The organism is Actinomadura sediminis (assembly GCF_042675525.1).
GTDB classification, from domain to species: Bacteria; Actinomycetota; Actinomycetes; order Streptosporangiales; family Streptosporangiaceae; genus Spirillospora; species Spirillospora sediminis.
This window is the reverse complement of the sequence record NZ_JBHTJA010000113.1, coordinates 1-20687: the sequence shown is the minus strand read 5'-3', so window position 1 is coordinate 20687 and position 20687 is coordinate 1. Positions and strand designations below refer to the sequence as shown.

At 74.4% G+C, this 20687-nt stretch carries 18 protein-coding genes and 2 pseudogenes; 13 read left to right on the top strand and 7 right to left on the bottom strand.

The window, feature by feature from the left end:
• Both ACFQ11_RS32115 and ACFQ11_RS32110 read right to left on the bottom strand, forming a co-directional pair.
• Positions 1-199, bottom strand: a pseudogene (locus ACFQ11_RS32115) (FtsX-like permease family protein); the annotation flags it as partial.
• A complete protein-coding gene (locus ACFQ11_RS32110) occupies positions 199-927 on the bottom strand; it encodes an ABC transporter ATP-binding protein (RefSeq protein ID WP_378305583.1) in 729 nt (242 codons plus the stop codon). The gene ACFQ11_RS32110 and the pseudogene ACFQ11_RS32115, both read right to left, overlap by 1 nt.
• A gap of 144 nt (positions 928-1071) precedes the next feature.
• Here ACFQ11_RS32110 and ACFQ11_RS32105 point away from each other — a divergent pair, with 144 nt between their 5' ends.
• From ACFQ11_RS32105 to ACFQ11_RS32095, 3 genes are all read left to right on the top strand, one after another.
• Entirely contained in the window at positions 1072-2157 is a 1086-nt protein-coding gene (locus ACFQ11_RS32105; RefSeq protein WP_378305581.1) for a S1C family serine protease, read from the top strand.
• A 126-nt stretch (positions 2158-2283) separates the two neighbouring features.
• Positions 2284-4566 (top strand): FdhF/YdeP family oxidoreductase, encoded by a 2283-nt coding sequence (locus ACFQ11_RS32100; RefSeq protein WP_378305578.1) that lies wholly within the window; start codon positions 2284-2286, stop codon positions 4564-4566.
• A 52-nt stretch (positions 4567-4618) separates the two neighbouring features.
• Entirely contained in the window at positions 4619-5272 is a 654-nt protein-coding gene (locus ACFQ11_RS32095; protein WP_378305576.1) for a DUF1707 SHOCT-like domain-containing protein, read from the top strand.
• A 264-nt stretch (positions 5273-5536) separates the two neighbouring features.
• Here the strand turns inward: ACFQ11_RS32095 and ACFQ11_RS32090 are convergent, their stop codons facing one another.
• Positions 5537-6928 carry an amidase gene (locus ACFQ11_RS32090; protein WP_378305574.1) on the bottom strand — a complete coding sequence of 464 codons (1392 nt, stop codon included), beginning with the start codon at positions 6926-6928 and terminating at the stop codon, positions 5537-5539.
• Entirely contained in the window at positions 6925-7953 is a 1029-nt protein-coding gene (locus ACFQ11_RS32085; RefSeq protein ID WP_378305572.1) for a D-2-hydroxyacid dehydrogenase, read from the bottom strand. The genes ACFQ11_RS32090 and ACFQ11_RS32085 overlap by 4 nt, the downstream gene beginning before the upstream one ends.
• 271 nt (positions 7954-8224) lie before the next feature.
• Here ACFQ11_RS32085 and ACFQ11_RS32080 point away from each other — a divergent pair, with 271 nt between their 5' ends.
• From ACFQ11_RS32080 to ACFQ11_RS32045, 8 genes are all read left to right on the top strand, one after another.
• Positions 8225-8707 (top strand): DUF3830 family protein, encoded by a 483-nt coding sequence (locus ACFQ11_RS32080; RefSeq protein ID WP_199748066.1) that lies wholly within the window; start codon positions 8225-8227, stop codon positions 8705-8707.
• Positions 8708-8723: 16 nt separating this feature from the next.
• Complete coding sequence (locus tag ACFQ11_RS32075; RefSeq protein WP_378305570.1) at positions 8724-9485, top strand: maleate cis-trans isomerase family protein; 762 nt, start codon at positions 8724-8726, stop codon at positions 9483-9485.
• 33 nt (positions 9486-9518) lie between these two features.
• Positions 9519-10301 (top strand): maleate cis-trans isomerase family protein, encoded by a 783-nt coding sequence (locus ACFQ11_RS32070; RefSeq protein ID WP_378305568.1) that lies wholly within the window; start codon positions 9519-9521, stop codon positions 10299-10301.
• A 16-nt stretch (positions 10302-10317) separates the two neighbouring features.
• A complete protein-coding gene (locus ACFQ11_RS32065) occupies positions 10318-10983 on the top strand; it encodes a GntR family transcriptional regulator (protein WP_378305566.1) in 666 nt (221 codons plus the stop codon).
• Positions 10984-11084: 101 nt separating this feature from the next.
• Positions 11085-12338, top strand: coding sequence for an aspartate aminotransferase family protein (locus tag ACFQ11_RS32060; RefSeq protein WP_378305564.1), 1254 nt, complete (start codon positions 11085-11087; stop codon positions 12336-12338).
• A 202-nt stretch (positions 12339-12540) separates the two neighbouring features.
• Positions 12541-13650: an agmatinase family protein gene (locus ACFQ11_RS32055; protein ID WP_378305562.1), complete on the top strand. Its 1110-nt coding sequence runs from the start codon at positions 12541-12543 to the stop codon at positions 13648-13650.
• Between the two features lie 30 nt (positions 13651-13680).
• Positions 13681-14871: an MFS transporter gene (locus tag ACFQ11_RS32050; protein ID WP_378305560.1), complete on the top strand. Its 1191-nt coding sequence runs from the start codon at positions 13681-13683 to the stop codon at positions 14869-14871.
• Positions 14872-14914: 43 nt separating this feature from the next.
• Positions 14915-16054, top strand: a complete 1140-nt coding sequence (locus ACFQ11_RS32045) for an acyl-CoA dehydrogenase family protein (RefSeq protein ID WP_378305557.1) — start codon at positions 14915-14917, stop codon at positions 16052-16054.
• Between the two features lie 15 nt (positions 16055-16069).
• Here the strand turns inward: ACFQ11_RS32045 and ACFQ11_RS32040 are convergent, their stop codons facing one another.
• Positions 16070-16753, bottom strand: coding sequence for a TetR/AcrR family transcriptional regulator (locus tag ACFQ11_RS32040; RefSeq protein ID WP_378305555.1), 684 nt, complete (start codon positions 16751-16753; stop codon positions 16070-16072).
• Between the two features lie 60 nt (positions 16754-16813).
• Between ACFQ11_RS32040 and ACFQ11_RS32035 the strand changes: the two genes are divergently transcribed.
• Both ACFQ11_RS32035 and ACFQ11_RS32030 read left to right on the top strand, forming a co-directional pair.
• A complete protein-coding gene (locus ACFQ11_RS32035) occupies positions 16814-18253 on the top strand; it encodes an MFS transporter (RefSeq protein ID WP_378305553.1) in 1440 nt (479 codons plus the stop codon).
• Positions 18250-18633 carry a cupin domain-containing protein gene (locus ACFQ11_RS32030; protein ID WP_378305551.1) on the top strand — a complete coding sequence of 128 codons (384 nt, stop codon included), beginning with the start codon at positions 18250-18252 and terminating at the stop codon, positions 18631-18633. Before ACFQ11_RS32035 ends, ACFQ11_RS32030 begins: the two co-directional genes overlap by 4 nt.
• A gap of 54 nt (positions 18634-18687) precedes the next feature.
• Here ACFQ11_RS32030 and ACFQ11_RS32025 read toward each other — a convergent pair whose 3' ends face one another.
• Positions 18688-19824 carry a CaiB/BaiF CoA transferase family protein gene (locus ACFQ11_RS32025; protein ID WP_378305549.1) on the bottom strand — a complete coding sequence of 379 codons (1137 nt, stop codon included), beginning with the start codon at positions 19822-19824 and terminating at the stop codon, positions 18688-18690.
• Between the two features lie 75 nt (positions 19825-19899).
• Positions 19900-20687, bottom strand: a pseudogene (locus ACFQ11_RS32020) (hypothetical protein); the annotation flags it as partial.

The following is a 20687-nucleotide window of genomic DNA, read 5'->3' as shown; positions in this document are numbered from 1 at the left end:
CGGCGTCGGGGCCCGCGGTCGCGGCGCGGGTGCGCTCCCACGGGTCGTCGGCCGCGCCCCGCACGAGCAGGCCGAGCGTGAGGGTCGCGGCGGTGGCGGCGATCGCGAGCAGCAGCAGGAGCGCCTGCGCGGGGCGGCGGCGCAGGTCGCGCAGCGCCAGCCGCAGGACGAGCGCGGCGCGGCCGGTCGGCGCGGCCATCAGGCGAGCCCGGACAGCGAGCCGAGGCCGCCGGACCGGCCGGTCAGGACCGTCTCGTCGACGAACGCGCCGTCCCGCATGGTGATCAGCCGGTCGGCGGTCCCGGCGATGCGGGAGTCGTGCGTGACGACGACCAGCGTGCGGCCCTCGGCGCGCAGCGCGGCGAACAGCCGCAGGACGTCGGCGGCGGCCGCGCTGTCGAGGTTGCCGGTGGGCTCGTCGGCCAGCAGCAGCGGCGGATCGTTCACCAGGGCCCGCGCGACCGCGACCCGCTGCCGCTGCCCGCCGGACAGCGCGCCGGGCAGGTGCCCGGCGCGGCCGGACAGCCCGACGCGTTCGAGCAGGTGCGCCGCGCGGCGGCGGGCGGTGCGCCGGGACGCCCCGGCGAGCAGCGCGGGCAGTTCCACGTTCTCCACGGCGGTCAGCTCGTCGACCAGGTGGAACGCCTGGAACACGAAGCCGACCCGGTCGCGCCGCATCCGCGCCGCGGCGGTCTCGGTGAGCCGGTCGATGCGGCGTCCGGCGAGGCGGATCTCGCCCGCGTCCGGGCGGTCGAGGCCGCCGAGCAGATGCAGGAGGGTCGATTTGCCGCATCCGCTCGGACCGACGATGCCGACGGTCTCGCCGGCCGCGACGTCCAGCCCGACGCCGTCCACGGCCCGGACGAGCGCGGGCCCGGACCCGTGGTGCCGGGACAGTCCCCGCGCGCTGATCACGTACTCGTTCACTCGGCTTCCTTCGTCCAGTGGGTCTCGCGGGCGTCCGGCCGGCCAGGCTATAGCTAACCGTTAGCCATGACCGTGGTCAACCCGGTCGGGGACTAATCACCGGGGATCGGGAATTATGGGTGGAAAGGGGTGAGGAGGGACGCAGTGAGCGAACTCCGCGGACTTCGCGGCCTCCGTGCCGTGCTGCCGCTGGTGCTGGTCGCGCTGTCGGCCCTGCTCGTCCCGTCCTGCCGCCTGCCGGGCCAGGAGACCGAGAGCGCCGTCCCGCCCATCACGGCGACCGAGGTCCGCCCGGAACGGACGGACTTCGCCGAGCGGCAGCCGGGCGTCGTCAACATCACGGCGGTGCGGGGCCTGGAGAGCACGCGGGCCGCCGGGACCGGCATCGTGCTGGACGCCTCGGGGTTCGTGCTCACCAACAGCCACGTCATCCAGGGCGCCACCGGGATCGAGGGCACCGACACCGACAACGATCGCACCTACCGGGCGCGGGTCGTCGGGTACGACACGTCCCAGGACATCGCGGTGCTCCGGCTGACCGGCGCGTCCGGGCTGCCCGCGGCGCGGTTCGCGCCGGTGTCCACGGTGCGGGTCGGCGACCCGGTCACCGCGGTCGGCAACGCGGGCGGCGACGGCGGCGAGCCCAGCGTGGTCACCGGGCACGTCACCGCGCTGGGGCAGACGGTCACCGCGCGGGACGACAGCGACGGCAGCGTCGAGCGGCTCGCCGGGATGATCGAGGTGAGCGCGCCGATCAAGCCGGGCGACTCCGGCGGGCCGCTGCTGAACTCGGCCGGGCGGGTGATCGGCGTCAACACCGCCGCGTCGGCCGAGCCGCCGGCGGGCTCGCCAGCCCCGCGGAAGCCGCGCGGCTACGCCATCCCGGCGGACCGGGCGCTGGAGATCGCCGCGCAGATCCGGCGCGGGGAGGCGTCCGCGACCGTGCACATCGGCGCGACGGCGATGCTGGGCGTGATGGTGCGGAGCAACGGGACCGACCCGGGCGCCCGCGTCGTGGAGATCGTCCCGGGCAGCCCCGCCGAGGCCGCCGGGATCCCGGTGGGCGCGGCGATCGTCACCTTCGGCGGCCAGGGCGTCGACTCGCCCGGCACGCTGACCGGGCTGATGCTGCGCCGCCACCCGGGGGACGTCGTCCGCATCGAGTGGGCGCGGCCCGGCGGCGGCGTCGCCGCCGCGGACGTCCGGCTCGCCGAGGGCCCGCCGCAGTGACCGCGCGCGGCGCACGCTGAGCCTTTTCCGCCTGCCGGACATCCGGCGGGCCCGCGGCGCGTTTCCGTGCGACAGTGGCGTGCGACAGTGGAAGGTCACAGCGCCGACCCGGACGAGGATGTGCACATGAGCCGCAAGCCCCCCACCGGCGACTTCGATGACGCCGGGTTGCAGGTGTCGAAGCCGAAGACGTGGGCGGCGGGCGTGCCGGGGGTGGCGGCCGCGCTGCGCCGGTCCTACGACCAGATGGGCGCCGGGCGGACGGCGCTGACGCTGCTGCGCGTCAACCAGAAGCAGGGGTTCGACTGCCCCGGTTGCGCCTGGCCGGAGGGCGACGAGCGGCACGTCGCGGAGTTCTGCGAGAACGGCGCGAAGGCCGTCGCGGAGGAGGCCACGACGCGGCGGATCACCCGGGAGTTCTTCGCCCGGCACACGATCGACGAGCTGGGCGAGCGGTCCGACCACTGGCTCGGGCAGCAGGGGCGGCTGACCGAGCCGATGCTCAAGCGGCCGGGCGCCGCGCACTACGAGCTCGTGAGCTGGGACGACGCCTTCACGCTGCTGGCGTACGAACTGAACGCCCTCGGCTCGCCCGACGAGGCCGTCTTCTACACCTCGGGACGGACGAGCAACGAGGCGGCGTTCGCCTACCAGCTCTTCGTCCGCGAGTTCGGCACGAACAACCTGCCCGACTGCAGTAACATGTGCCACGAGTCGTCCGGGTCCGCGCTGACCGAGACGCTCGGCGTCGGCAAGGGCTCGGTGCTGCTGGAGGACCTGCACGAGGCCGACCTGATCTTCGTCGTCGGGCAGAACCCGGGGACCAACCATCCGCGGATGCTGCCGGCGCTGGAACGGGCCAAGAAGCGCGGCGCGCGGATCATCGCGGTCAACCCCCTGCCGGAGGCCGGGCTGATGCGGTTCAAGAACCCGCAGCGGCCGTCCGGCGTCACCGGGCAGGGCACCGCGCTCGCCGACCGCTTCCTGCAGATCCGGCTGAACGGCGACCTCGCCCTCTTCCAGGCCCTCAACCGGCTGCTGCTGGAATCGGACGCGCCGGGCGCGCTCGACCGCGAGTTCCTCGACGCGCACACGCACGGGTTCGAGGCGTTCGAGAAGCACGTCCTCGGCCTCGACTGGGACGACGTCCTGGAGGCGACCGGGCTGACCCGGGCCGAGATCGCCGCGACGCTCGGCGACGTCCTCTCGGCCGAGCGGATCGTGGTGTGCTGGGCGATGGGCCTCACCCAGCACCGCAACTCGGTGCCGACGATCCGCGAGGTCGTCAACTTCCTGCTGCTGCGCGGCAACGTGGGCCGCCCCGGCGCGGGCGTCTGCCCGGTCCGGGGGCACTCCAACGTGCAGGGCGACCGCACGATGGGCATCTACGAGAAGCCCGCGCCCGCCTTCCTGGACGCGCTGAAGGCCGAGTTCGGGTTCGAGCCGCCGCGCGAGCACGGCCTCGACACGGTCGACGCGATCCGGGCGATGCGGGACGGCGCGGTGAAGGTGTTCTTCGGGATGGGCGGCAACTTCGTCCGGGCCACGCCCGATTCCGCCGTCACCGAGGCGGCGCTGCGGAACTGCCGGCTGACCGCGCACGTGTCGACGAAGCTGAACCGCTCGCACGCGGTGACCGGCGAGTACGCGCTGATCCTGCCGACGCTCGGCCGGACCGAGCGCGACGTGCGGGAGTCCGGCCCGCAGTTCGTCACCGTCGAGGACTCGATGGGCATGGTGCACGCGTCCCGGGGCCGCCTCGCGCCCGCGTCGGAGCACCTGCTGCCGGAGGTCGCGATCGTGTGCCGGCTGGCCCGCGCGACGCTGCCCGCCTCGGTCGTCGGCTGGGCGGAGATGGAGCGCGACTACGACGTGATCCGCGACCACGTGTCCCGGGTGGTGCCCGGGTTCGCCGGCTTCAACGCCCGGGTGCGCGAACCCGGCGGGTTCGTCCTGCCGCACGCGCCACGCGACGAGCGCCGCTTCCCGACCGCGACCGGCAAGGCCAACCTGACCGTCAACGAGCTGGAGGTGCTGCGCGTCCCCGAGGGCCGCCTGCTGCTGCAGACCGTCCGCAGCCACGACCAGTACAACACCACCGTCTACGGCCTGGACGACCGCTACCGGGGCATCAAGGCCGGACGGCGCGTCGTGTTCGTCAACCCGTCCGACCTGGCCGCGCTCGGCCTCGCCGACGGCGCCCTGGTCGACCTCGTGTCCGAATGGACCGACGGGACCGAGCGGCGCGCCCCGCGGTTCCGGATCGTCGGCTACCCGACCGCGCCCGGCTGCGCGGCGGCGTACTTCCCGGAGACGAACGTGCTGGTGCCGCTCGACAGCACCGCCGAGAGCAGCAACACGCCGACGTCGAAGTCGGTGATCGTCCGGCTGGAACCGTGCGGGGACTGAGCACGCGCGGATTGCCCGTGCCCCGGGCGTCCCGTCGGATTAGGCTTGGTTCATGACGAACCTTCCCGACCGTTCCCCGCCGCCCGCGACGCCGGAGATGCGCGCGTCCGACGCCGACCGGGACCGGGCCGCGAACCTGCTGCGGGACGCCGCCGGTGAGGGTCGGCTGACGCTCGAGGAGCTCGGCGAGCGGCTGGAGGCGGTGTACTCCGCGCGGACGTACGCGGAGCTGGAGCCCATCACACGCGACCTGCCGGCGGCCGGCACCACCGCGCCCGCGGCGGCGCCGGACGGGGCCGTCGACTACCGGCCGCTTCCGGACGCCCCGTCATGGAAGACGGGCATCGGGGTGCTGAGCGGCTTCCGCCGGTCGGGGGTGTGGAACGCGCCCCGGTCGTTCTTCACGTTCTCCTTCTGGGGCGGCGGCAAGATCGACCTGCGCGAGGCGCGGTTCACCGACGGGGAGCTGACGATCCACGCGTGGGCGATCATGGGCGGTGTGGAGGTGGTCGTGCCGGACGATCTCGCCGTGCACGTCCGCGGCCTCGGCATCATGGGCGGGTTCGACGGGCGCGCGAGCGGCCCCGGCGAGCCGGGCGCGCCCCGTGTCGTCGTCAAGGGATTCGCGTTCTGGGGCGGCGTGGACGTCAAGCGCCGCCCACGGAAGGGCCGGAAGAAAAAGAACCGCGAGGAACGCGACGATTGATCCCGCGTCCACTTCAGGCACGCTCGCGTTAATGCACACCCGCGGGCCCCGATTCCCCTGGGCGCCGGCCTTCGGAGGACCTCGGCGATCGGGCACTCGACGCCGTCCGGGCCGACCGGCGCCTGCGCGGGAGTGGTGCCGCCGGTCTCGCTCGCCTGCACGAGGCGCCCGGCGTGCTCGCCGCGATGGACGCGGGCACGCACCGGGGCCGCGCGGTGATCGCCCTCGACCGGCCCGACGGGCCGCCGCCGGACGGGCGGGGCGTCAGGTCCGCCAGGGGCGGGCCTCCTCGAACGCGGAGCAGGCGCGCATCACCAGGGCGTCGGCGTGGCGGGCGCCGACGACCTGCAGCCCGACCGGCAGCCCCGCCGCGGTCGTCCCGCACGGGACGCTCGCGGCGGGCTGCTGCGTCATGTTGAACGGGTACGTGAACGGCGTCCAGCCCGTCCAGCGCGGGGACGGCGACCCCGCCGGGACCTCGACGCCCGCCTCGAACGCCGGGATCGGCATCGTCGGGGTCAGCAGCAGGTCGTAGCGCTCGTGGAACAGGCCCATGACCCGGCCGAGCTCCATCCGGCGCGCGGTCGCGGCGAGGTAGTCCAGCGCCGAGTACCGGGCGCCCTGCTCGCAGATCTCCCGCAGGCCGGGGTCGAGGGCGGCGAACCGCTCGGGCGTCAGGTGCTCCACGACCTTGGCGGCCCCGGCGAACCACAGCACCTCGAACTCCTCGACGGGGTCGCCGAACCCGGGATCGGCCTCCTCGACCTTCGCGCCCAGCTCGGTGAAGACCTCGGCGGCCGCCGCGACCAGCGCCGCGACCTCCGGATCGACCTTCGCGAACCCGAGCGCCGGGCTGTAGGCGACGCGCAGGCCGGTCAGGTCCGGCCGCCGCTCCGCCGCGGGCGCGTGGAACGGGCCGGACGGCGGCGCGAGCGCCGACCAGTCGCGGGGGTCGGGGCCGCACACCGCGTCCAGCAGAAGCTCGGCGTCCGCGACGGTGCGGGTCATCGGCCCGATGTGCGCGAGCGTGCCGAACGGGCTCGCCGGGTAGTGCGGGATCAGCCCGTACGTCGGCTTGAGCGTGAACGTGCCGGTGAAGCTCGCCGGGATGCGGACCGAGCCGCCGCCGTCGGTGCCGAGCGCGAGCGGCGCCATGCCCGCCGCGACGGCCGCCGCCGCGCCGCCGGACGACCCGCCGGCCGTCCGCGACGGGTCGACGGGGTTGCGGGTGACGCCGGTCAGCGGCGAGTCGGTGACGCCCTTCCACGCGAACTCCGGCGTGGTGGTCTTCCCGGCGAACACCGCCCCGCGCTCGCGCAGCCGCGCCACCGACGGGGCGTCCTCGGTCCACGGGCCGGACGGGTCGATCGTCGTCGAGCCGCGCCGCGTGGGCCAGCCCTCGGTGAGCAGCACGTCCTTGATCGAGACGGGCACGCCGTCCAGCGGGCCGAGCGGCGTGCCGCGCCGCCACCGCTCGGCGGACGCCCGCGCCATCTCCAGGGTCGTGTCCGGGTCCACCAGGCAGAACGCGTTGATCCCCGGATCGTCCCGTTCGATGCGGGCGAGGACGGCCGCCGCCGCCTCCACCGGGGACAGCGCCCCGGCCCGGTACTCGCCGGCCAGCTCGGCCGCGGTCAGATCGGCCGGGTCCGTCATCGTCCCACCCCCTCCGGCCCGCGCGGGGAGCCCGTCCCCACGTAGCCGAGTCGCTTGTCCACGACGTTGCGCAGCGGCCGGCCGGTCGCGAAGCGGTCGAAGTTGTCGACGAACAGCTCGACCAGCTCGTCCCGCCAGCCCACCGTGTCGCCCGACATGTGCGGCGACACGATCACGTTCGGCAGTTCCCACAGCGGGGACTTCTCCGGGAGGGGCTCCTCCTCGAACACGTCGAGGGCCGCGCCCGCGATCCGCCCGTCCCGCAGGGCCGCGACCAGGTCGTCCTGGACGACCAGCGCGCCGCGGCCCACGTTGATCAGCCGGGCCGACGGGCGCATCCGCGCCAGCGCGGCGGCGTCGATCATGCCGCGGGTCTGCGGGGTGAGCGGCGCGGCGAGCACGACGTAGTCGGCCTTGGCGAGCGCCCCGGCCAGGTCGGCGGTGGCGTGCACGTCGCCGAAGTCGGGGTCGCCGTCGCGGGCGGTGCGGCCCGCGCCGCTCACCCGCAGCCCGCAGGCGGTCAGCCGCCGCGCGATGGCGCGGCCGATCGGGCCGGTCCCGACCACGAGCGCGCGGCGGCCGGTGACCCGCTCGGTCTCCCGGTGCCGCCAGCGCCGCTCCCCCTGCAGCCGGGCCGTCCCGTGCAGGTCCTTCGCGAACGACAGCACGAGCCCGAGGACGTACTCGGCGATCGGCTCGTCGAACACGCCTCGCGAGTTGGTGAGGACGGTGTCGCCCCGCTTCAGCCCGGGGAACATCATCTTGTCGACGCCCGCGCTCGCGATGTGCACCCAGCGCGGCGTCCGGGCGTCCTCGCCCTCCGGCCACGCCGCGGCGAGGGCGTCGGACAGGAAATCCCACACGAAGACCACGTCGGCCTCCGGGACGACGGCCGCCAGCTCCGGTTCCCGCACGTACCGGACGTCCGCCCGGCTCTCCACGTCCGCCATCCCGGACGGCTCGACGTCCCCGGTCAGGACCGCGACCACGGGCGGCGCACCGGCTGCGGGCGAAGGCTGCTGCATCGGCTCTGCTTTCGGGGTTCCGGTGAGTTTACGTGATGGCAACTCGGGGAGGCATTGACACGCTAGGAAGGCTTCGTAGGATTGTCAACAATCAGCGCGGCCGACGATCGGCCCGCGACCGCGCTGATCGTGCTGCAAGACCGTCGCAACCGCTGCCCAAGCATGGCCAGGACGGATCCCAGAGCGCTCTAACGCAAGAGCAAGAGTCCTTTCGGGTGGCGACGCTCTCGCCCACCCCCTGTTCACGGGGAGGCCCGGCATGCCCAAGCTGATGACCATCTCCCTCGAGCGGCGCGGCGTCTCGTGCGTCGCCGAGCTCCTGGAGAAGGACGCGCCGCGCACCTGCGAGGCGGTTTGGCGCGCCCTGCCGCAAGGCGGCGACGCGTACCACGCCAAGTACGCGCGCAACGAGGTCTACACGATGGTCGAGTACTTCTCGGACGAGGAGATCGGCCAGGAGAACCCCACCGTCACGCCCATCCCGGGCGACGTCGTCCTCTTCTCCTTCCCGGGCGGGATGCTCGACCGGAAGTTCAAGGAGGAGAAGAACATCCACGAGCTGCCCGGCGTCATCGACCTGGCGATCTTCTACGGCCGCAACAACCTGCTGCTGAACGGGGACGTCGGCTGGGTGCCGGGGAACGTGTACGCGACGATCGTCGACGGCCTCGACCGGATGGCCGAGGCGTGCAACGACGTCTGGCGCTCCGGCGGCGTCGGCGAGCGGCTCGTCTACCGCCGGCACGAGGGTTAGAGCGGTGGCCGCGCAGATGACATTCGATCCCACGCTGGTCGTCGGTCCCGAGCTGCTCGCCCAGCAGGGGATCGGCGTGGTCGCGCCGTTCGACTTCGCGCTCGACCGCGAACTGTGGCGCTGGACGCCCGACGACGTGTCGCTGTTCATGACCCGGCTGCCCTACGTGCCGGTCCCGGTCACGGTCGAGATGGCGTCCGCGCTGTCGGACCACTCGATCGTCCGGCAGGCCGTCCGCGACGTGCTGGCGCCCGAACCGCTCGCCGTCGCGTTCGCCTGCGCCTCCGGCAGCTTCATCCGGGGCCGCGCCGGCGAGGAGACGCTGCACGACACGATGCTGGCGGCGGGCGCCCCCGCGGTCTCGACGACGTCCGGCGCGCTCGTCGAGTCCCTGCGGATGCTGAACGTCCGCCGGGTCGCGGTCGTGACGCCGTACATCGACGCGGTCACCGACCGGCTCGTGTCGTTCCTCGGCGAGCACGGCGTCCAGGTGGTGTCGTCGGTCGGGATGGGGCTGCTCAGCCACATCTGGAAGGTCGGCTACGGCGAGGTCGTCAGCGCCGTGTCCGCGGTCGACCGGCCGGACGCCGAGGCCGTGTTCATCAGCTGCACCAACGTTCCGACCTACGACATCATCGCGCCGCTGGAGCAGATGATCGGCAAGCCGGTGCTCACCTCCAACCAGGTCACGATGTGCTCCGCGCTGCGCGCGATGGGCCGGTCCGCGAACGGCGCCGGCCAGTCGCTCGTGCAGTTCGGCAGTCCGACCGCCGCCTGACCCGCACGACCCTCGAGAGTAGGATTGTCGACAATGTCGCGAACCGAACTGAGCGCCGGTTTCCTCTACCCGGGCTACAGCGCCGAGGACGACTACCCGGCCATCGAGGCCGCCCTCGGCGATGTACGCCTGCCCGTCGTGCACACGCTGATGCGCGAGGACGCGCACCGCGTGGACGCCCTCCTCGACGTCGGCGGCCCGGACGTCCTGGCCACCGGCGCGAGCAAGCTCCGCGAGGCGGGCGTGGCCGCCGCCGTGTGGGCCTGCACCAGCGGCAGCTTCGTCTTCGGCTGGGAGGGCGCCGAACAGCAGGTCGCGGGCGTCGCGCGGGCCGCCGGGGTGCCGGCGTCCAGCACGTCGTTCGCGTTCGTGAACGCGGCCCGCGCCCTGGGCCTCACCCGGGTCGCGGTCGCCGCGACCTACCCCGAGGACGTCGCCGAGAAGTTCGGCGACTTCCTCGGGCGCGCCGGCGTCACGGTGGTGTCGCTGTCCTGCAAGGGCATCGTCACCGCCGCCGAGGTCGGCACCCTGGGCCGCGAGGAGGTCCTCGCCTTCGTCGCGGCCAACGATCACCCGGACGCCGAGGCGGTGCTGGTGCCCGACACCGCGCTGCACACCGTGTCCTGGCTCGACGAGCTGGAGGCACGGGTCGGCAAACCGGTCCTTACGGCCAACCAGGTCAGCGTCTGGGAGGGCCTCCGGCTCGCGAGCGGCGAGTCGCCCTCCGGCGGGTTCCGGCCGCGCACCGGCTTCGGCCGGCTGTTCGCCGCGCCCGTCCCCGCGGCGGCACCCGGACGTCCGTCCTGGAGGCTCTGACGAAAGGTGACCTCCCATGAGCCGATTGGGCGAGCTTGAACCCGTCCCCCGCAAGTCCACGGTGGAACTCGTCTCCGACGAGCTCCGCGCCGCGATCATGTACGGCTCCCTCGAGCCGGGCGACCAGCTGGGCGAGGCCGAGCTGGCCGCCCGGCTGGGCATCAGCCGCGGGCCGCTGCGGGAGGCGATGCAGCGGCTCGTCCAGGAGGGGCTGCTGGTCAGCGAGCCGCACCGGGGGCTGTTCGTGATCACCCTGGACGAGGGCGACGTCGAGGACGTGTACCTGGCGCGGCTCGCGATCGAGCGGGCCGCCGGGAAACTGATCATGGAGCGGAACCGGGGCGAGGCCGTCGCCCGGCTCACCGACGCCCTGGAGGGCCTGGTCGAGGCCGCGCGCGAGCGCGACCGCGACAAGATGAGCGACGCCGACCAGGCCTTCCACGAGGTCCTCGTGAGCGCGTCCGGCAGCCAGCGGCTCGAGCGGATGGCGCACACCCTGCTCGTCGAGACGCGGATGTGCCTCAACGCCCTGCAGGACACCTATCCCGAACCGGACGACCTCGTCGAGGAGCACCGGCGCATCGTCGACGCCATCGGCGACGGCGAGGAGGAGCGGCTCCTGCGCCTCATCGAGGAGCACATGACCGACTCCATCCAGAGACTGCGGAAAGAGGCCGGGTAAAGACTGACCCCGCGGCCACATTCCTGGCCCCTCCCCCTCCGCCCGGAGGGGCGCGGTGGCCTAGGCTGTCGATTGTCGACAATCTACCGAGAGGGATCCCGATGGCGACGCTGTCACCTCTGCTGAAGCAGGCGACCCCCGTCCTGGCCGAGCGCGGCGAGGGCGTGTACCTCTACGACGGCGACGGCCGCCGGTACCTGGACTTCACCGCGGGCATCGGCGTCACCAACACCGGCCACTGCCACCCGCGGGTGGTCGAGGCCGCCCAGCGGCAGGTCGCCACCCTCGTCCACGGCCAGTACACGACGGTCATGCACCGGCCGCTCCTGCGCCTCGTCGAGGCGCTCGGCGACGTCCTGCCGCCCGGCCTCGACTCGGTGTTCTTCCTCAACTCCGGCAGCGAGGCCGTCGAGGCGTCCGTCCGGCTCGCCCGGCACGCCACCGGGCGGCAGAACATCGTCGCCTTCCACGGCTCGTTCCACGGCCGCACCATGGGCGCCGCCGCGCTCACCACCGCCGGGACCAAGTTCCGCGCGGGGATCGGCCCGCTGATGCCCGGCGCCGTCGTGGCCCCGTTCCCGCAGGCGTACCGGTACGGGTGGGACGAGGACGAGGCCGTCCGGTTCGCGCTCCGCGAGCTCGACTACGTCCTCGCGACCACCTCGCCCGCCGCCGACACCGCCGCCTTCATCGTCGAGCCGGTCCTCGGCGAGGGCGGCTACATCCCGGCGCCGCCCGCGTTCCTCGAGGGGCTCCGCGAGCGGGCCGACCGGCACGGCGTCCTCCTCATCGTCGACGAGGTGCAGACCGGGTACGGCCGCACCGGCGAGTTCTGGGGCCACGAGCACAGCGCCATGCGCCCCGACGTCCTCATCACCGCGAAGGGCCTGGCCAGCGGCTTCCCCCTCTCGGCGATCGCCGCGCCCACCGCGATCATGGAGAAGGCGTGGCCGGGCTCGCAGGGCGGCACCTACGGCGGCAACGCGGTCTCGTGCGCCGCCGCGCTCGCGACCCTGGAGGTCATCCGGGACGAGGACCTCGTCGCCAACGCGGCCCGCCTCGGCGCCCGCCTGAACGACGGCCTCCGGAAGGTCGCCGCCGACCACCCGGTCATCGGCGACGTCCGCGGTCTCGGCCTCATGCAGGCCGGCGAGTTCACCACCGCCGACGGCGAGCCCGACACCGCGACCGCCCAGCGCGCCCACCGCGCCGCCGCCGACCGCGGCCTCCTGCTGCTCACCTGCGGCGCGCACGGCAACGTCGTCCGGCTGATCCCGCCGCTGGTGGTGAACGAGGAGCAGATCGACGAGGCCCTCGCCCTCTGGGCCGACGCGGTGGCCGAGGCCACCACCTGACCCACCGTCCGACGCCGAACGCCCCGCAGAGCCCCGGCGCAGCGGGGCGTTCCGCTTTCCCCGGGCCGCCGGGGGCGGTGATCGCGACGCCGGCGCGGCCGCCCGGGGTCACGGCCGTGCACGTTATGGCCGTACAGGTTCTGGCCCGTGCACGTTATGGCCCGTGCCGCGCGGGCATGGGGACGCGACGGGGGGTGTGAGCATGGGTACTCCGGAGGCCGGCGGGCCAGGGGACCGGGTCGATGCGTCGGGGTTCCCCCATCGGGAGCCGGGGCCGATCAACGTGCAGCGTTACCGGCACGTCCCCGCCTATTCGGGGATCGCGACGTTCCTGGGGCTGCCGCTGTGCCTGACGCCCGAGGACCTGCGGGCCGGCGGTGCGGACGTCGCCGTGGTGGGCGCGCCGGTCGACATGGGGACCGGGCACCGCGGCGCGGCGTTCGGGCCGCGGGCGATCCGCTCCAGCGAGTGGATCATGGCGCACACGCCGGCGGCGCTGATGGAGTCCGACACCAGGACCAACCCGTTCGACGAGCTCACGGTCGTCGACTACGGCGACGCGGCCGTCGACCCGCTGAGCGTGGACGCGTCCATGGAGCCGATCCGCGGCGTCGTCCGGGAGATCGCCGAGACCGGGGCCGTGCCCGTCGTCCTGGGCGGGGACCACTCCGTCCTGTGGCCGGACGCCGCGGCGATCGCCGACGTCCACGGACCGGGCTCGGTGGGGGTCGTCCACTTCGACGCGCACGCCGACTGCGCCGAGTCCGTGCACGGGCACCTCGCGTCCCATGCCACGCCCGTCCGGCGGCTCATCGCGGACGAGCACGTCCCGGGCCGCAACTTCGTGCAGGTGGGGCTCCGGTCGGTGCTCATGCCCGACGACGAGCTGCTGGCGTGGATGCGCGCACACGGCATGCGGTCGCACTTCATGGCGGAGATCGACCGGATCGGCTTCGCCGCCGTCCTGGAGAAGGCGATAGCCGAGGCCCTGGACGGCCCCGAGCACCTGTACCTGTCGATCGACATCGACGTTCTCGACCCGGCGTACGCGCCGGGCACGGGGACGCCCGAACCGCCCGGGCTGACCCCGCGCGAGCTGCTGCCCGCGCTGCGCCGCATCTGCCACGAGACCCCGGTGGCGGGAATCGAGGTGGTGGAGGTGGCCCCGTACCTCGACCCGGGCAACACCACCGCGATGAACGCCCGCAAGGCGATCTTCGAGTGCCTCACCGGGCTCGCGCTGCGCGGGAAGGGCGTCCCCGGCCCGGCGTACCTGGACCCGATCGCCGCCGGTCTCGACGAGCCGTCCTGAGCGAAATCCGGTTGCGGGGACGCCCGCGGCTTGATCAACTCTTCGCTCGTGCGCACGTACCGGGAACTGTTCCGATGGCCGGAGTTCACGCCCCTGTTCGCGGTCTCGTCGGCGCAGGCGGCCGCGCTGACGGTGGGCGGGCTGGCGTTGAGCGTGCTCGTCTACGACGCCACCGGGTCGCCGCTGCTGTCGGCGCTCAGCATGTTCGGGCCCGCGTTCGCGCACGTGGTGGGGGCGGTGGCGCTGCTGTCGGCGGCGGACCGGCTGCCGCCGCGGGGCGCGCTGGCGTGGCTGCTGGCGGCGTCCGGGCTCTGCACGGCCGCGCCGGCGCTCCCCGGCCTGCCGGTGTGGGCGGTCTTCCCCGTGGTGCTGGGGCTCGGGCTGGCCGGCGCGGTGCTCAGCGGGGTGCGGTACGGGCTGCTCAGCCAGATCCTGCCGCAGGACGGGTACCTGATCGGACGTTCGGTGCTGAACGCGTCGAACGGGATCATGCAGATCGCGGGGTTCGCGCTGGGCGGCGTCCTGGTCGCGGCCCTGTCGGCGCGGGGCGCGCTGCTCGTGGCGGCGGGGCTGTACCTGCTGGCGGCCTGCGTCGCGCGGGGAGGGCTCGCGGGCCGCGCGCCGCGCGCGCGGGGACGGCCGTCGGTCGCCGAGACGTGGCGGGGCAACGCGCTGCTGTGGTCGTCGCGGCCCCGGCGTTACGCGTACCTGGCGATGTGGCTGCCGAACGGGCTGATCGTGGGGTGCGAGGCGGTGCTCGTCCCCTACTCGCCCGCGCACGCGGGGTGGCTGCTGGCGCTCACGGCGGTCGGGATGCTGGTGGGGGACGTCTTCACGGGCCGGTTCGTGCCGCCCGCGTGGCGGGCGCGGCTGTCCGTGCCGCTGCTGATGCTGCTGGCCGTGCCGTACCTGGTGTTCGCGCTGGACCCGGCGGTGGGGGTCGCGGGCGTCGCCGTGCTGGTCGCGTCGGTCGGGTACGGGTCCACGCTGCTGATCCAGGATCGGCTGCTCGCCCTCACGCCGGACGAGATCCACGGGCAGGCGCTCGGGCTGCACTCCTCGGGGATGATGACGATGCAGGGCGTCAGCGCGGCGCTCGCCGGGACGGTCGCCGAGTTCACGTCCCCCGCGACCGCGATGGCCGTCCTGGCGGCGGCCTCGATCGCGACCACGCTGGCGCTGGCGCCCGGCCTCCGGGCCCCGGTGCCCGCCACCGCCTGACTGCTGTTAGATTCCGAATCCGGTTCTAACGGCTGGAGGCGCGATGGGCATCTGGAACACCCCCGAACGGACGGCGCTGCGCGAGCTCGTCCGCGACTTCACCGCCAAGGAGATCGTCCCGCACCTGGCGGAATGGGAGGACGCCGGGGAGCTGCCGCGCGACCTGCACGTGCGGGCCGCCGGGGCGGGGCTGCTCGGCGCCGGGTTCCCGGAGTCGGCGGGCGGTTCGGGCGGGGACGTCCTGGATCCGCTGGTGGTGACGGAGGAGATCATCCAGGCGGGCGGGTCGAGCGGGCTCGTCGCGTCCCTGTTCACGCACGGGATCGCGCTGCCGCACATCATCGCGTCCGGGAACGGCGATCTCATCGGACGGTTCGCGCGGCCGGTGCTCGCCGGGGACAAGATCGGCGCGCTCGGCGTCACCGAGCCCGGCACCGGATCGGACGTCGCCGGGATCCGCACGACGGCGGTGCGCGACGGCGACTCGTACGTGGTGAACGGCGCGAAGATGTTCATCACCTCGGGGGTGCGGGCCGACTTCGTCACGACGGCCGTCCGGACGGGCGGGCCGGGGTTCGAGGGCATCTCGCTGCTGGTCGTCGAGAAGGGGACGCCCGGGTTCGGGGTGTCGCGGCCGCTGCGGAAGATGGGGTGGCTGTGCTCCGACACGGCGGAGCTCTCGTTCGACGACGTGCGAGTCCCGGCGGCGAACCTGGTGGGCGCGGAGAACAGCGGGTTCCTGCAGATCGTGCAGAACTTCGTGGCCGAACGGCTGTCCCTGGCCGTGCAGGCGTACGCGACGGCGCAGCGCTGCCTCGACCTCACGCTCGGCTGGGTGCGCGAGCGCGAGACGTTCGGGCGTCCGCTGTCGTCGCGGCAGCTCGTCCGGCACAAGATCGCCGAGATGGCCCGGCAGGTCGACGTCGCCCGCGCGTACACGCGCTCGGTCGCCGAACGGTACGCGGCGGGCGAGGACGTCCTGACCGAGACGGCGTACGCGAAGAACACGGCCGTCTACGCGTGCGAGCACGTGGTCCACGAGGCCGTCCAGCTGCACGGCGGGATGGGCTACATGCGCGAGTCGGAGGTCGAGCGGCACTACCGCGACGCCCGCATCCTGGGCATCGGCGGCGGCACCAACGAGATCATGAACGAGATCGTCGCGAAGCGCCTCGGGCTCTGAGCCCCGCCGTCGCGGTCAGGGGGTGCGGCGCTCCCCGCCGCCTCCCGGCCGCGCGCCCGCGGTGAGACCGTCGACCAGGGCGCGGAGGCCGTCGAGGTAGGTGTCCTCGGCGGTCAGCTCCGCCCAGCGCCGCGCGACGAGCGCGACGCGGGGCAGCTCCGCGGCGTCGACCTCCGCGAAGACGCGCTCCCGGTAGGTGGGGCGGTCGTCGTCCGCGCGCCGCCTCTCCCCCGCGGCGCGGACGATCATTTCGCCGACGGTGTAGTACCAGACGGCGCGGTAGCCGTGCACCGCCTCGTCGGGGGCGAGGCCGCACTCGATCAGGCCGTCCATGATCTGCTCGACGAACCAGAGCGCGGCCTCCGACATCAGGTCGTCGGCGGTGAGCACCTCGACGATCCACGGGCAGGCGGCGAGCGTCCGGCGGATCGCGGCGGCCACGACGACCACCCGCTCGCGCGGGTCGTCCGGCAGTTCGGGTCTGTGCATGTTGCGCGCCGCGTAGTCGTCCAGGAGCAGGACGAGCAGGCGCTCCTTGTCGCGGACGTGGTGGTAGAGCGCCATCGGCGTGCTGCCGATCTCCTTGGCGAGGCGCCGCATGGTCAGCCGGTCGACGCCTTCCTCGTCGACGATCCGGCGGGCGGTCTCGACGACCTCCGCGCGCGAGATGCGCGGCGGCCTGCCCTTGCGCTGCGACATCTCCCCATCATCCCGCATGCGGACTGGACGCCGGACGTTCGCGCGAGCTATTTTTCTTACATGTATAAAAACTCGCGGGGGCGGCCCGGCGTGGTGCTGGCCGCGGCGTCCGTCGCCCAGTTCCTCTTCGCCATGGACATGGCCCTCATGAACGTCGCACTGCCCGACGTCCGCGTCTCGCTGGGATTCGCGCCGGTCGATCTGTCCTGGGTCGTCCACGCGTACGCGCTCACGTTCGGCGGGTTCCTGCTGCTCGGCGGCCGGCTGTGCGACCTGTACGGACGGCGCCGCCTGTTCGTCGCCGGGCTGGCGGCGTTCGCCCTGTTCTCGCTGCTCGGCGGGCTCGCGCAGGCCCCGTGGCAGCTCGTCGCCGCGCGGGCCGGGCAGGGCCTCGGGGCGGCCGCGGCCGCCCCGGCCGCGCTCTCGCTGATCACCACGACCTTCGCCGAGGGGCGCGAGCGGGTCCGCGCGCTCGGCGTGTGGAGCGCGATGAACGCGGTGGGCGGCGCGCTGGGCGTGATCGCGGGCGGCCTGCTCGCCGAGTACGCGGGGTGGCGCTGGGTGATGCTGGTCAACCTGCCGATCGTCGCCGTGGCGCTGGCCCTGGTGCCCGCGGGCGTCGCCTCCGACGCGCGGCGGACCCGGCGGGAGCGGCTGGACGCGCCGGGCGCCGTCCTCGCCACCGCCGGGATCGGCCTGCTGGTCTTCGGCGTCGTCCGCACGGAACGGCTCGGGTGGACGTCGGCGACGACCCTCGGCACGCTCGCCGCGGCGGCCGTCCTGATCGCGGGCTTCGTGCTCACCGAGGCCCGGACGGGCGCGCCGCTCGTCCGGCTCGGCCTGCTGCGCAACCGCTGGGTCGCGGGCGCGAACGTGCTGATCTTCCTCGCCGCGGCGGGCCAGTTCGCGGCGTTCTACTTCGTGTCCCTCTACATGCAGCAGGTGCTCGGCATGGGCGCCGCGACGACCGGGGCGGCGTTCCTGCCCTTCACCGCCGGGGTGGTGGCGGGAACGGTGATCGCCACCCGCGTCGGCTCCGCCCGGTCGCCGCGCACGTCGCTGATCCCCGGCGCGCTGCTCGCGGCGGCCGGCCTCGGCTGGTTCTCGATGATCAGCCCGGACGGCGGCTTCGTCGCGGACGTGCTCGGCCCGTCCACGCTCACCAGCGTCGGCCTCGGCATGTGCCTGGCCCCGCTCGCCGCCGCCTCGTCGATGGGCGTCGGCCCGCACGAGGCGGGCATGGCGTCCGGGCTGCTCAACAGCTCCCGGCAGCTCGGCGGCTGCGTCGGCCTGGCCGCCCTCGCCACGGTCGCCGCATGGGCGACCGAGGACCCGGGGTCCGCGGCGTCCCTCAACGACGGTTACGCGCTGGCGCTCACGGTCGGCGCGGGGATCTTCCTGGTGGCCGCCGCCGTGGCCGTCGCCCTCCCCCGCCGCGGGCCCGCGGCGGCGGCCCCGCCCGAACCCCTGGAAAACCGACTGGAAGGAACACGCTCATGAACCCCATCGACATGTTCTCCTCCGCCATCGCCTTCTCCCCGGACGGCGGCGTCCGCGCACGCGAGCGCCGGATGGACTCCGGCGACGGCGCCTGGCAGGTGGCCACGTTCCACGTGGAGACGGACGCGGACGTCCACGCGGACCAGTGGGAGATGCACCCGGCGGCCGAGGAGGCGGTGTGCTGCCTCGCGGGCGGCCTGCGGATCCATTTCCGCCCCGAGGCGCCGGGCGGCGCGGAGGAGACGGTGCGGATCCCGGCGGGGCACGCGGTGATCGTCCCGCGCGGCCGGTGGCACCGTCTCGACCTGGACGAGCCCAGCGACGTCCTGTCCATCACGCTGCGGCAGGGGACCCGGCTGGAGCGGCGCTCGGACGCGTGACGGCGCGGGGGCGGTGACCGCGCGGCGGCCTGCGCGGTCACCGCCCCCCGGGCGTCACGCCTGGGCGACCGCGCCGGACTCGAGGAGGGCGTCGACGTCGTCGAAGCCGAGGTCGGTGAGGACGTCCCGGGTCTGGCCGCCGGGCAGGGCGGGCACGCCGTCGGTCGCGGCGGGCGTGCGGGAGAACCGCGGCGCCGGGGCGGGCTGGCGGTGGCCGCCGAGCTCCGGGAAGACGTCGCGGGACGTGTTGTACGGGTGCTCCTTCGCCTCCTCCAGCGACAGGACGGGCGCGACGCACGCGTCGCTCGGGAGGAAGATCTCGGCCCACTCGTCGCGGGTGCGGGCCTTGAAGGCGGTGGCGAAGCGGTCGCGGAGGTCGGGCCAGCGGGCGTTGTCGTGCTGGCCCGGGAGGTCCTCCCCGTCGAGGCCGAGCAGGCGGACGAACTCGGCGTAGAACTGGGGCTCGATCGCGCCGACCGCCATGTGCTTCCCGTCGGCCGTCTCGTACACGTCGTACCAGGGGGCGCCGGTGTCGAGCATGTTGACGCCGCGGCGGTCCTGCCAGATGCCGCCCGCGAGGAAGCCGTGGATGAACGTGGACAGGTGCGCGGTGCCGTCCACGATCGCGGCGTCGACGACCTGGCCGCGCCCGCTCGTCCGGGACTCCAGCAGCGCCGACAGGACGCCGACGACCAGGTACATGCTGCCGCCCGCGAAGTCGCCGAGCAGGTTCATCGGGACCTGGGGCGGACCCCCGGCGCGGCCGATGGCGTGCAGGGCGCCGGTGACGGCGATGTAGCCGATGTCGTGGCCCGCGCTCTGCGCGAGGGGACCGTCCTGCCCCCAGCCGGTCATCCGGCCGTAGACGAGGGCGGGGTTGCGGTCGAGGCACGCGTCGGGGCCGATGCCGAGGCGTTCGGTGACGCCGGGCCGGAAGCCCTCGAGGAGCACGTCCGCCTTCTCGACGAGGCGCAGGACCACGTCGCGGCCCCGGTCGGACTTGAGGTCGACCGCCACGGAGCGCTTGCCGCGGTTGGTGAAGTCGGTGGCCATCCCGCCGCCGACGGCCGAGGCGCGTTCCACCCGGATCACCTCGGCGCCCAGGTCGGCCAGCAGCATCGCGGCGAACGGGCCCGGACCGATCCCGGCCAGCTCGATCACCCGCACTCCGGAGAGCGGACCCTTGCCCATCTCGCGACCCTTTCGCTGAATGTCGTTCGGTCCCTCCCAGTGTGCACCATCGACGTAAGCGCGCGCTGACGCGGGTCAGCGATCGCGGTCCCGGGCGGAGACCCGGACGGCCCCGCCGGGGTCGGGCGAGGTGCCGACGAGCAGCCGGCCCTCCGTCCGGGTGCGCAGGCCGCCGTCCGCGTGCGGGGTGAGGCCGCGCGCGGCCGCGGCGAGATAGCGGCGGGCGCCGTCCGGCGCCGTCCACCAGGTGCCGCTCACCGGGCGCCGGACGTCGCACGCGCCCGTCCGGACCCGCTCGTCCTTCGTGAGCAGCATCGCCTCGGACGAACGGGTCCCGTCGGCGAACGCCAGGCGGGTGCACACCCAGTCGGCGCGGCCCCCGCCGTGCGGCAGCCGTCCGGCCCAGAAGTCCCACGCGACCGCCTCGGCGACCGGGCGGTCCCGCTCGGCGGTGAGGCAGCCGATCCGGTTCCAGAAGGCGCGGCCCGCCGGGCCGAGCCGTTCCCGGGGCGCGGCGTCGGACGTCCGGTGGCCGGGCGAGCGGTAGGCCAGGACGGTCGCGCGCGGGCCGCCGAGGGACCCGACGGTGCGGGAGCCGACGTGGAACAGCGGCCCCCGGCCGCAGGGCGTCGCGGGCGCGACGGGCGCGGTCACGCCGTCGCGGACCGCGAGGTCGTCGCCGTCGAGGGTCTCGGGCGCGGCGTCCCAGGGGGCGAGCAGCCAGCGGCCGCCGGGCAGCGCGATCGGGGCGGCCGGGTCGGTGCCGGCGGGCGCGACCTCGAGCCCGGCGGGGGTGTAGCGGGCGATCCGGGCGCCGCTGCGCATCACCGCGGGCGGCCCGCCGGCGGCGCGCCCGCCGTAGA